We start from the raw sequence: 11,980 nt of genomic DNA on the forward strand, positions 1-11,980 counted from the left end.
CACCTACGCTTCCGCATCAATCATATTGTTTTCGAGCATGGCCGAGAAATGTCCCGGTTCCGGGTTTTCCCGACGTTTTTGCTGCTGTTGCCGTTGTTCGCGGCCCCCGCTGTCCCCGGGCTGGCCGTGGGCGGTTTGTGCCGCTGTGTCACGGTATTCAATATCCATTTTTGTTAACTGGACCTGCTGGCCTGCCAAAGCATGTTTAAGCTGCTGCAGCTGGGAATCAAGCAAATCTTTTGCCGCACCAGTGTCTGTCAGTATCTTTGCTGCCAGTTTTCCGTCCTGCTCAAGCAATTCCACGCGCAAAGAACCGAGGTTTTCAGGTTCAAGCCGGATCAACAGCCTGTTTGCGCCTTTATGGCTGGAATAGGCCGCCTTTTGAATGATATTGGCGAATTCCTGGACAAACTGCCGGTACGAAACCGGATTATGTTTTTCGCCGGTGTAAAGGACGAGCTGTTCCACTTTGCCCGAGAGTGAAAATGCCGGGGCTGTATTGCCGTTCCCGTTTATTTCTTCTGCTGCTTGAAGATGGCTGCTGTTATGCGCAACGGGGCTTCTTTTTCCGGTTTCCCATCCGTTTGCCAATCCATCTTCGGTGCTATCGTTTCCGGATTGTCCTGTCTGCTGGATTTCCCGGGAAAAATCCAATGCGGCATGCCGGCTGCTGTCTTCTAGTTTTCCGTTTTCCTGCTGGGGACCCGCATTTTGGCCTGGCACAGCAATCCGGCCATTTTCACCAGCTGTTGCCTGCGTCTTCACCCTGCCGTTGCTTCCCGGTATCCCGTCTTCCATGAGCTCAATATGCTGGCTTGCAGTGGCCTGCACCTCATCAGCCGTTGCTTTTAGTGCCTTGAGCTGGCTGCCATCTGCAGGCTGCCCGGTATTTGCCTCTGGATGGGCGGTCGTTTGCACACTGGGCGCCTGATTTTGCAATGGCCCGCCTGTCCTGCTTTCACTTGGCGCATTGCCCCGAATCGCTGCTTTGCCATTTTGCGCGTCCGCTCCTGAAGTACCCGCCTGCAGCGGTTTTGCAGCCGGATTCCCAGCATTTTCATCCGCGGCGACGGATTCTGCTGCCAGACTAAACGGCACCCCTTCCTGCCGGGATGAGCGGCCATCCTTTGATAAGGCTTCCGTCACTTCATTGTTGTCTGTTTGTAGCAGTGCTGTTCCGGTGGTGCCCGTGCCTGCAGCAGCCGGTTCGCTTCTTTCATTTGCCGGCAATACCGCTTCGTTCATTTCCGGAATCGCCCCATTTGCAGAAACTGGGCCGTTTTGAAGCAATACCTGGTTACTTTCCCGTCCATTTTGCGCCGAGTTGGCATGATCCGGATTGGAAGCCATTCCTAGAGCCGCGGCAGCTGGAGATAAAGGAAGAACAGGTGCTTTTTTAAACAGCGATGGATCCGCCTTTCCGCCGGATAAATGCAAATAAGCAGTTTTTAATATTTCTTCTTTTACGGCAATGCCCGGCTGTTGCGGCGCGCTTGAAACCGTCTGCCCCGCGTTTAGCGCATCTGCTGAAATGGCCTTGAGAAAACGGCCGATTTTTTCGGACAACTGGGCTAATTGTTCCGTTGTCTGCATCATGTTGATGCCTGCTGCTGTATTTTCGGGAAACGTTTTTAGAACAGCCCCCACCTGCCTGAGCAATGTTTCCGCATCTTCAAGTCCGAGCTTTATTAAAGACGGGACTGGCATGGAGGCGAGCATTTGCGCCATATTCATGATGGCAGCTGCGGCATCGCCTGTTTCGATGGCCGTTTTTGTTTCTTGTATCTTTTTTTTGCTGTTTTCGTCTTCAGCGCCGGCAAACCGCACCAGCCGGTTGAAAAGAGCGGAAATGGTCTGCATATCAGCCCCTTCTTCCTGGCTTCCATCTTCTCTAGCCTGTTCCGTTGCCCCGGCCTTTTCCGTTAAAACCGCGACAATCCTTTGTTGAAGCTTTTGGCAAACATCCACTGCCTCCTCGTTTTCCGGCATCCGGCCGCTGTCCTGGCCGGCAAGGCTCAATTGCTGAAAAAACCCGGATGGCTGCGTCTGCAGCTGTGCGCCAGCCGTTTGCGTACTTGGCGGAGAAAATGGTACAGCCTGAAGAGCCGAATTTACATTCATGTTTTCACCTCCTTTCAAGTTTAATGGATGGCTTATGATCCTGTACGCCCGAGCATTTGGGTGTATTTTGCTGCTTTATCGGCACTCATTTTTTCAAGGACGTTCGCCAATGTTTCCGAACTGAGCTGGGAAAGGATCCCCGTTGCTTCCTGATCGCTCATTTTTTGAATAATGGCAGCCGCATTTTCCGGATTCATATTTTCATAGGTGCTTGCGATTTCTTTTAATTTTTTCTGATTGGCTGCCTGTTGTTGCTGGGCTTTCTTCAATTGCTGCTTCAGATCAGAGACGGTTTGTTTCATTTTCAAATTGTTCTGTTGGCTTTTGTCCAGTTCGGATTGCAGCTTGCTGATTTCTTTGTCTTTTTCTGACGCCTGTTTTTGTAAAGAACGGATCTGGCTTTTATACTGTGTTTCACTGAACGTGCCGCTTTGCTTCTTCCCTTTTTCATTCCCGCCTGTGCCAAATATCCCGGTCACCTGATGGGCGAGGCCCGATGCTTTACTGATCACATTGACACCCGAGATAGTAGCGATAATGATCGCCATCGCGGTGGCAAACAGTAGCGGAATCAGGATCACGTAAAAAAACCACTGCAGTTTACCGCCTTTTTTTTCTTCTGCTGCTGTCTCGATTTCTTCCATTTGTTTGCGCATAACATCACCCGGTTTTCAGGCTTTAGTGATAAAAAGTCTGGGTTGAAATTTCATCTGCCTGCTTTTCTTCCTGTATTTTCAGTTTCATCAGAAAACGGCCATAATCTTTGTCTTTCAGTTTTTCGTATTTTTTGACTTCTATATTTTTCTCCTGCAGTTTCTGCTGATGCCAGTTCATCCGGTTTCGTGCATTCATGACGAGGCTCTGATAATAATGGATTGATTTTTCAATATCATCAATAAACCGCCGGTAATGCCGGATTTCCTGGACGGAAAGGCCCGCTTTCATTTTTTCAGCCTGGTGGGCTTCCAGGTCTTCTTTCTTTTTCAAAAGCGCGTACAGCTCCCGGGCCACATTTTCAAATGCCTGTACCGCATTTTTGTATGCACTGAGCGCCTCGTCTTTTTCCTTTTCTTTGACATCAAGGATTTTCTCGAATTTATAATGATAATTCATGCCCACTCACCCGTTTCCGCAAGTCCGATTAAAGCCCGGATACTGCTTTCCATACTATAGGTTTCGTCGGTGCTTTGTTTGATAAAAGAAACGATTTTCGGATAGCGTTCGATCGCTTCATCAATTTCTTTTGATGCGCCCGGTTTATAAGCGCCGATATTGATCAGGTCCTCTGAATTCAAATAAGTGCTTAACTGTTCGCGAATCTTTTCTGCGGCTTTTTTGTGTGCAGGACTGGCAAGTTGGCTCATCAGTCGGCTAACGCTTTTTAAAATATTGATAGCCGGGTATTGCCCTTTATTTGCCAAATCCCTGTCCAGAACAAAATGCCCGTCTAAAATGCCGCGCACCGTATCGGCAATCGGTTCATTCAAATCATCCCCGTCGACAAGCACGGTGTAGATCCCGGTAATCGTGCCGGACTCATTTGTTCCGGTCCTTTCCAAAAGTTTCGGCAAAATCGCGAAAACGGACGGGGTATATCCTTTTGTAGCCGGCGGTTCCCCCGTTGCCAGTCCGACTTCACGCTGGGCCATCGCGACCCGGGTAACCGAGTCCATCATAAACATGACATTTAGCCCCTGGTCCCTGAAATATTCCGCTATCGCTGTTGCTGTATAGGCGCCTTTAATCCGCATCAATGCCGGCTGGTCGCTTGTTGCCACGACAACAATGGACTTTTTTAAACCTTCAGGGCCGAGATCTTGTTCAATAAATTCCCTTACTTCCCTGCCCCGCTCCCCGATTAGGGCGATCACATTCAGATCGGCATTTGTGTTGCGTGCAATCATGCCGAGCAGGGTGCTTTTGCCGACGCCGCTTCCAGCAAATATGCCGATCCGCTGGCCTTTTCCAACCGTCAGCAGACTGTCGATCGCGCGGACGCCAAGCTCAATCGGTTCCCTGATCGGCGGGCGCTTGAGCGGGTTGGGGGGCGTCCGGTCGATCGGAATCGGTTTTAGGCCGGCGGGAAGCGGGGAATGGTCGAGCGGCACGCCCAAAGGATCAATGACTTTCCCCAACAGCCGTGGGCCTGCTTTCACCCGCATCGGTTTCCCTGTTGCTTCCACAAGGCTGCCGGGAGAAATTTCTTGGATGTTCGTATAAGGCATTAAAATAACATTCCCGTCACGGAACCCGACAACTTCGGCAATGATTTTTTTCGTATTTTTTTTGTTATCCACATGAATATAACAGACGTCACCGATGGAGCTTTTCGGCCCGAGTGATTCGATCATTAAGCCGATCACTCTTTTTACTTTTCCGTAATGTTTAAACGTCCCAATTTCGGGTATATAGTCTAAGAGATCGGTTGCTTTCATTCCGCATCCTCCCCGATCAGTTCCAAAAGCTTTGCCTTAAGTTCAGACAGCTGGCTGTCAATGCTTGCATCAATCCTGCCGCTGCCGCTTTCGATAAAGACCTGGTACGGTTCAAGCGAATCATCCGGGTAGACATAGCATTTTGTATCGTTCGGGAAGAGGGCATCCAGTTCTTCCTTGTTGTCCATGACGAAGGCGTACTGCCCCGGATGGATATGGAGATCGACTTCTTTATACCCGGTCGCTTCTTTTAATACGTTTTTTACGATGGCAAACATTTTTTCGGGGGATGTTTCAAGTGTGTCTTGCAAAATTTTCCCCGCTGCTTTCATCGCAATTTCCAAAATATCTTTTTCCGATGCTTCTAAATGTTTTTTGAACGCCTCTTTGGAACGGTTGACGATGTCAATGGACTTGTTTAAATGGTCGCGGATGCTTTCAAACCCTTCCTTGCGGCCATCTGCATAACCGGCTTCAAACCCTTGGCGCTGTGCTTGTTCGGTGAGCTTTGCTTTTTCCTGCTCCCACTGTTTTTTCTCTTCGGCAATTTGCCGGCGTACTGCTTCTGCTTCTTTTTGACTGTCTAAAAGCAGGCGCTCTGCCTCGGTTTGATATTTTGCGAAAATATCCTCTTTCACAGCGGTTGCATCTCCCGTTTCTTCGGGCAACGCCGGGAGCCGGCGCACGCTGATTACGCGCATTTTGGAAACAACACCTGCATCTTGCTTTGTTTTAATAATATTAGACAATGATGTCGTCGCCTCCGTTCCTTGCGATAATGATTTCGCCGCTGTCTTCCAGCCTGCGGATAATGGACACAATTCTCGACTGGGCTTCTTCGACTTCACGCAGCCGCACCGGGCCCATATATTCCATTTCTTCTTTCATGGAATCGGCCATCCGTTGCGACATATTGCGGAAAATAATTTCTTTTACTTCGTCGCTTGAGACTTTCAGTGCAAGAAGCAGGTCTTCATTTTCGCATTCGCGGATGACGCGCTGAATGGAACGATTGTCAAGGGTGACGATATCTTCAAATACAAACATTCGTTTTTTGATTTCTTCGGCAAGTTCGGGATCTTTCTGTTCCAGCGAGTCAAGGATCGTTTTCTCTGTCGTACGATCGACCCCGTTCAACACTTCGACAACGGATTCCACCCCGCCTGTCTGCGTATAATCCTGTGTCACCGTCGCGGACAGCTTTCTTTCCAAAATGGCTTCCACTTCGCTGATAATTTCAGGGGATGTGCCTTCCATTAAGGCAATTCTTCTGGCAATGTCCCCCTGCATTTCAGGCGGAAGCTCGGAAAGAATCTGCCCGGCTTTTTCCGGATCCAGGTAGGACAGAATCAAGGCGATCGTCTGCGGGTGTTCATCCTGGATAAAATTCAGAATCTGGGCCGCATCTGCTTTTCTAGCAAAATCAAACGGGCGCACCTGCAGCGATGAAGTGAGCCGGTTGATGATGGATGCCGCCTGTTCCGGGCCGAGTGCTTTTTCGAGAATCATTTTGGCATAACCGATTCCGCCCTGGGTAATATAGTCCTGTGCCAAAGCAATATGGTGAAATTCGGTCAGCACTTTTTCCTTCGTTTCATTGTCGACTTTTCTGACGCCTGAGATTTCCAGCGTCAGCTTTTCGATTTCTTCTTCTGTTAAATGTTTGTAGACGGATGCCGATACGTCCGGGCCGAGAGAAATCAAGAGAATGGCTGCTTTTTCTTTGCCGGATAACGTTTTTTCTTTACTTGCCATCTTGTTTCCCTCCTATTCTTCGGAAAGCCATGACCGCAATAGTTTCGCAAACTCATCCGGTTTTTCCTTTGCCATTTTTTCAAGCTGTTTCCGCCTTGCTGAAGCGTCGGTTTCCTGTTCCTCATTTACGTCCGGAATGCGGGGCGGTGCCGGTTTTTCCGGCGTTTCTTCCGCCATCTCTTCTTCAGCCTCCGAAGCGGCCCGCCTTCTGTTGCGGATCATGAAGAAGATGAGCCCGGCTATCACGAGAAGCAAACCTCCGCCAATCGCGTATACCCACCACGGAATCGAAGCTTTTTTCGCCTTCTCCGGCGCATTGGCTGCAAATGGCTGGACGGAAACTGCGATTTTATCGGCAACCGTTTGATTGGTCAGCCTTGTGCCGCTTGACTTGTCAATCGACGTTCTGACAATCGTAGAAAGCATCGATTTAATATCTTTTAACCGGGAAGCGGGCAAGGAAGACCGTTTTGTTCTGACCGGCGGCTCGACCATGACTTCTATGCCGAGATCGCGGATTTTGTACGGGCTCTCTGTAATTTTCCGTTTAATCCGGTTTACTTCGTAGTTGATCGTGTCACTTGTTTTGGAATACGTCCCGTTCCCGTTCGACCCGGATACATACGAAGAGCCGACAGAATCTGTACTGCCAGATGGCGTTCCGGCTGCTGCGCCTGTACCCTGGTATGTTTCCTGGATTTTTTTGGCGCTGATTTCAATGCCTTTCATATTCGTCTTATCAACCGGTTCAACGAGATCTTCCTCGCGTTTTTCCTGCGTAAAATCGATATCCGCTGTAACGGTGACAACCGCTTTTCCTGCACCCATCAGTGTGGAAAGCATCGTTTGCACCTGCTGCTGAATATCCCGTTCAATTTGTTTTTTGATCGCCTGCTGCTGTGTATAAGCATTTCCGGAAGAATTTGAAGAATTTAAGTCATAGTACTCAAAATTCTGGTTCATAATGACGATATTATCGGTAGGAAGATTCGGAACGCTTTTTGAAACAAGATTGTAAACGGCTTTTATCTGGTTTTGGTCCAATTCATAACCGGGTTTTAACGTCAGGACAACCGATGCGGAAGCTTTTGCCTGGCTGTCGGCTACGAAGACGCTTTGGTTCGGAAGATTGATCATCACCTTTGCTTTTTCGACGCCGTCCATCTGTTCAATCAGATTTTCCAGTTCCGTCTGCATCGCATCGAGCTTTACGACGTTAAATTCATTGTCTGTCATCCCGAATTTTGCATTCTGGCTGAAAAAAGAATAGTCGATGCTGCCGGTCTTTGGCAGCCCTTTTGCAGCCAATGTGACTTTCAAATCGTCCACCTGGTCTTCAGGCACTTCGATCGTTTTGCCACCATCCGTGATTTTGGACGGTACGCCTTCCTGGTCCAGTTCGTCCTTGATGGATCCTGTTTCGGAGACATCCAGCCCGCTGTAGAGCGGCGCGTATTTTGTTTTTGTCATAAAATAAGTGATTCCGGCAGCAAGTACCAGCATAAGGGCAACGGCGGATATGCCGATTGTTTTCTGCTTCTTGCTCCTGCTTTTCCAAAACCCCTTCAGGTTTTGAAAAGATTGTTTTAACTTTTCATTCATCATTATCCCCCGGGATAAAAAATTCACGGTGTTTCATCAATAGAACAGTCGGACAGCAAACGTTCCGGCATCCTTTTCGCCTTTAGGGCAGACGGAAAGGATCCGGGCGTTACGGCCGGGAAACGGCTTTTATGTACGCCGGATCAGAACGTTACACTTGCATCTGCATCATTTCTTTATAGCCTTCGACTGCTTTATTTCGGACTTCGAGTGCCGTCTGCATTGAAAGGTTTGCTTTTTGTACGGCGACCATTACCTGGTACAGGTCCACATTTTCGCCGTTCGATAGTTTTGTAATCAAGGTGTCGGAATGGTTCTGCTGTTTGTTCAGTTCATTGACAGACTGCTTCAGCAGGTCCGAAAATGAAACGGAGCCGTTAGCGGACGAAGCGGCGCCTGCTGATTTTGGCGACAGCCCGCTCAAACTTGCGAACGGCGTCTGACTGATTGATTGAACAGACACATCATTCCCCTCCTTTCATATGCGGAATTTTCTCTGTTATTGGCCGAGTTCGAGCGTCTTCATCAGCATCGCTTTGGAAGCATTCAGCGCCGTGACATTGGCTTCATACGAGCGGGTGGCGCTGATCATACCGGTCATTTCCGTTAAAAGATCCACATTTGGTTTTGTCACATATCCGTTTGCATCCGCATCAGGATCATCCGGATTGTATTCTTTTTTAAAATCGCTGTTATCTTCGACAATGCCGGCCACCTGGACGCCGGACCCAGCACCCTGCATTCCGAGTTTCGAACGAAATATGGAGGCAAAAGAACCGCCTCCTGCAGCAAGTACCACTTCTTTCCGGCGGTATGGCTGCCATTTCCCATTTACATACGTATCTCTTGTTGTATCAGCGTTCGCAATATTGGAAGAGATGACATCCATCCGCAGGCGCTGTGCCGATAAGGCTTCAGAAGAAATGTTCATTCCGGTGAACATGGACATCTTACTGTCCTCCTCTCACAACATTTAATAAGGATGAGAGCTTTCCCTTTTCGAGCTCAATCAGTGACTCGTAATAAATCTGGTTGCTGGCAAGGTTCGCCATTTCGGTATCGATGTCAACACTGTTGCCATTGCTGTTGTAAGTGGTGCCGGATTCCGTCACGATTTCTGAACTTGAATCCCCGGCAGAAAAACGGAAGTGCCGGGGGTCGGTCCGGGTCGCTGAAATGGCATTGACCGAATCCTCCAGCACATTTTTAAAACTGACATCCTGCGCCTTATAATTCGGTGTATCCGCATTGGCAATATTGTTTGAAATCACTTTCTGTCGGAGCGAAGCATACTGCAATGCATGCTCAAGCGACCGCAACGTATTGGAAGAGAGACTCATCAATGGACACCTCATTACATAAACTTGACATTTTTTTCTTTTATACGACAAATTGTTTGCTATTTTTTATTTTAATTATTTCATAACGGGCTGTAAATGAACATATTCTTAAATCACAAAAAAATTTTTTTGATAGTAGGACTTTTGGATTAATCCCTTACTCCCACACCGCGAAAAAGATGCCGAAAAATTTTTCAAGCACCTTAATACACCTAGGATTACAAAAATTTACAATTACTAGGAAACACTATTGGAAGGTCGGATTTCCTTAAATTTTATCAGTATCTATATATTGGTATTTATGTGTTTTTATGGTAAATTAAATACCAATAAAAAAAAGGATACGAATCGTATCCTTTTTTGGCGCAAATTGCCGTAAAGCTTATCCGTTAGTTAGAACGGACTTTTTCCAGTTCAACGAGGAATTTGTTATTCAATACTTTAATATAGGTCCCTTTCATGCCAAGGGAACGGGATTCAATGACCCCTGCGCTCTCCAGTTTACGCAGCGCATTCACGATGACAGAGCGGGTAATGCCAACGCGGTCCGCAATTTTGGACGCGACAAGCAGGCCTTCCTTCCCGTTTAATTCTTCAAAAATATGCTCAATGGCTTCCAGCTCGCTGTAGGACAAAGAACTGATGGCCATTTGCACGACCGCTTTGCTGCGCGCTTCTTCTTCAATTTCTTCTGTTTTTTCGCGGAGGATTTCCATGCCGACAACCGTCGCACTGTATTCTGCCAAAACAAGATCTTCGTCATCGAATTCCCGCTCAAGACGAGCCAGAATCAACGTACCGATTCTTTCCCCGCCGCCGACGATCGGAACAATCGTTGTCAGGCCTTTTTCAAACAGGTCTTTGTTTTCAATCGGAAATGCCGTGTACTCACTTTCAATCGTCAAATTGGATGAGGTTTCCGTAATGTTAAACAGGCTGTTCGTGTATTCTTCCGGAAACTGGCGGTCTTCAAACATTTGTTTCATCCGCTCGTTTTCAATTTTCTGGTTGATGGCGAGACCGAGTAATTTCCCGCGGCGGCTGACGATGTAAATATTGGCCTCAATCACATCGCTCAGCGTTTCCGCCATTTCTTTAAAATTCACCGGACGTCCGGCTGCTTTTTGCAACATCGAATTAATTTTCCTTGTTTTATCTAACAAACTCATTTCCATTCCTCCTAGATTGATTCGGTATTTGAACTGCATTGAATTGCCGGGACCTGCCGCAAAAGAGAGAAAGCCTTCATTACACGTCTACCCTTATCCGATTTTTCAAAACGGTTATAAAATATACTGGCTTAAATCTTTGTTCTGTGAAATCGCACCGAGCTTTTCGTCCACATACTGCGGGGTGATGGACACTTTTTCCAAATGGATGTCCGGTGCTTCGAAAGACAGATCTTCAAGCAGTTTTTCCATGATGGTATGAAGTCTTCTCGCCCCGATATTATCGGTATTTTGGTTCACTTCAAAAGCAATTTCAGCAATTCTGGTAATAGCTTCGTCAGAAAATTCTATTTGTATACCTTCTGTTTCCAATAATGCAATATATTGTTTTACCAGGGCATTATCCGGCTCGACAAGAATTTTGACAAAATCGCTGACGGTCAGTTTCTCAAGCTCCACTCTGATCGGGAATCGTCCCTGCAGTTCGGGGATCAGATCGGACGGTTTTGCCATATGAAAAGCGCCGGCAGCAATAAACAAAATATAATCCGTTTTAATGGAGCCGTATTTTGTGACAACCGTCGATCCTTCGACAATCGGCAGAATATCCCGCTGGACGCCTTCCCTCGATACGTCCGCTTGGGACCCGTTCCCGTTTTTGGAGGCAATTTTGTCAATTTCGTCAATGAAGATAATGCCGGTTTGTTCTGCCCGGAAAATGGCTTCCTGGGTCACTTCGTCCATGTCGATCAGTTTCTGTGCCTCATCCTGTGCAAGCACTTTTCTTGCTTCCCTGACCGGCAATTTCCGCCGTTTTGTTTTTTTCGGTAGCAGATTGCCAAGCGCGTCCTGCACACTCATGCCCATTTGTTCCATGCCGGAACCCTGGAACAAATCAAACATGGACGAAGCCTGCTCTTCCACTTCCACGGTAACCGGTTCATCTTCCAGTTCACCGTTTAAGAGCTTTTCCCGTATACGCTGTTTCTGTTCCCTTTTGGAGTATTCTTCCTCCTCTTCATCCGGTGCCGTGTCCTGCTGCCCGCCGCCGCCAAAAATCATTTCAAACGGGTTTTTGAAATTCCCTTGCTTCTTCCGCGACGGGACAAGCAAATCGACGAGGCGTTCATTTGCATTTTTCTCCGCCTGATCGCGCACGCCGTTCATTTTTTCCTCTTTTACAAGCCGGACAGCCGTCTCGACAAGGTCGCGTACCATCGACTCCACATCCCGGCCGACATATCCGACTTCCGTAAACTTCGTGGCTTCTACTTTGACGAACGGGGCACCGACAAGCCGTGCCATTCTTCTTGCGATTTCCGTCTTTCCGACACCGGTCGGCCCGATCATCAAAATGTTTTTCGGAATAATTTCTTCCCGCATTTTTTCAGACAGTAGGCTTCTTCTGTAACGGTTCCTGAGCGCCACGGCAACAGCCCGCTTTGCTTCTTTCTGGCCGACAATATACTGGTCCAGGCGCTCAACAATCTGCCTTGGTGTCAAACTGTTTGTTTTTCTAAACGTGTTGGCCAATCCGCTCACTCCTTTATGGAAATAT

General features: G+C 47.9%; 12 protein-coding genes. All 12 read right to left on the reverse strand.

The window, feature by feature from the left end; translation table 11 throughout:
* Nucleotides 1–3 precede the first annotated feature (3 nt).
* Nucleotides 4–2,121, reverse strand: a complete 2,118-nt coding sequence (locus tag ABR335_RS11040; protein ID WP_014095450.1) for a flagellar hook-length control protein FliK — start codon at nucleotides 2,119–2,121, stop codon at nucleotides 4–6.
* A 32-nt stretch (nucleotides 2,122–2,153) separates the two neighbouring features.
* Nucleotides 2,154–2,777: a MotE family protein gene (locus tag ABR335_RS11045; protein WP_014095451.1), complete on the reverse strand. Its 624-nt coding sequence runs from the start codon at nucleotides 2,775–2,777 to the stop codon at nucleotides 2,154–2,156.
* Nucleotides 2,778–2,799: 22 nt separating this feature from the next.
* Complete coding sequence (fliJ, locus tag ABR335_RS11050) at nucleotides 2,800–3,234, reverse strand: flagellar export protein FliJ (RefSeq protein ID WP_013859091.1); 435 nt, start codon at nucleotides 3,232–3,234, stop codon at nucleotides 2,800–2,802.
* A complete protein-coding gene (gene fliI, locus ABR335_RS11055; RefSeq protein ID WP_104851382.1) occupies nucleotides 3,231–4,556 on the reverse strand; it encodes a flagellar protein export ATPase FliI in 1,326 nt (441 codons plus the stop codon). Before fliI ends, fliJ begins: the two co-directional genes overlap by 4 nt.
* Nucleotides 4,553–5,305, reverse strand: coding sequence for a flagellar assembly protein FliH (fliH, locus tag ABR335_RS11060; protein ID WP_035188467.1), 753 nt, complete (start codon nucleotides 5,303–5,305; stop codon nucleotides 4,553–4,555). Before fliH ends, fliI begins: the two co-directional genes overlap by 4 nt.
* Nucleotides 5,298–6,311: a flagellar motor switch protein FliG gene (gene fliG, locus ABR335_RS11065; RefSeq protein WP_013859088.1), complete on the reverse strand. Its 1,014-nt coding sequence runs from the start codon at nucleotides 6,309–6,311 to the stop codon at nucleotides 5,298–5,300. Before fliG ends, fliH begins: the two co-directional genes overlap by 8 nt.
* A 12-nt stretch (nucleotides 6,312–6,323) precedes the next feature.
* Complete coding sequence (gene fliF, locus ABR335_RS11070; RefSeq protein ID WP_014095455.1) at nucleotides 6,324–7,913, reverse strand: flagellar basal-body MS-ring/collar protein FliF; 1,590 nt, start codon at nucleotides 7,911–7,913, stop codon at nucleotides 6,324–6,326.
* A gap of 151 nt (nucleotides 7,914–8,064) precedes the next feature.
* Complete coding sequence (gene fliE / locus ABR335_RS11075; RefSeq protein ID WP_017551517.1) at nucleotides 8,065–8,376, reverse strand: flagellar hook-basal body complex protein FliE; 312 nt, start codon at nucleotides 8,374–8,376, stop codon at nucleotides 8,065–8,067.
* Nucleotides 8,377–8,412: 36 nt separating this feature from the next.
* The gene (flgC, locus tag ABR335_RS11080) at nucleotides 8,413–8,862 is read right to left on the reverse strand and encodes a flagellar basal body rod protein FlgC (RefSeq protein ID WP_013859084.1); all 450 of its coding nucleotides are present in this window, start codon (nucleotides 8,860–8,862) and stop codon (nucleotides 8,413–8,415) included.
* Between the two features lies 1 nt (nucleotide 8,863).
* Nucleotides 8,864–9,253 (reverse strand): flagellar basal body rod protein FlgB, encoded by a 390-nt coding sequence (flgB, locus tag ABR335_RS11085; protein ID WP_014095457.1) that lies wholly within the window; start codon nucleotides 9,251–9,253, stop codon nucleotides 8,864–8,866.
* Between the two features lie 389 nt (nucleotides 9,254–9,642).
* Nucleotides 9,643–10,422: a GTP-sensing pleiotropic transcriptional regulator CodY gene (codY, locus tag ABR335_RS11090; RefSeq protein ID WP_014095458.1), complete on the reverse strand. Its 780-nt coding sequence runs from the start codon at nucleotides 10,420–10,422 to the stop codon at nucleotides 9,643–9,645.
* Between the two features lie 114 nt (nucleotides 10,423–10,536).
* On the reverse strand, nucleotides 10,537–11,955 hold the full coding sequence (gene hslU / locus ABR335_RS11095; protein ID WP_014095459.1) for an HslU--HslV peptidase ATPase subunit: 1,419 nt from the start codon (nucleotides 11,953–11,955) through the stop codon (nucleotides 10,537–10,539).
* Nucleotides 11,956–11,980: the final 25 nt, after the last annotated feature.

The sequence above is a fragment of the Heyndrickxia faecalis genome, assembly GCF_040267745.1.
Lineage (GTDB): Bacteria > Bacillota > Bacilli > Bacillales > Bacillaceae_C > Weizmannia > Weizmannia faecalis.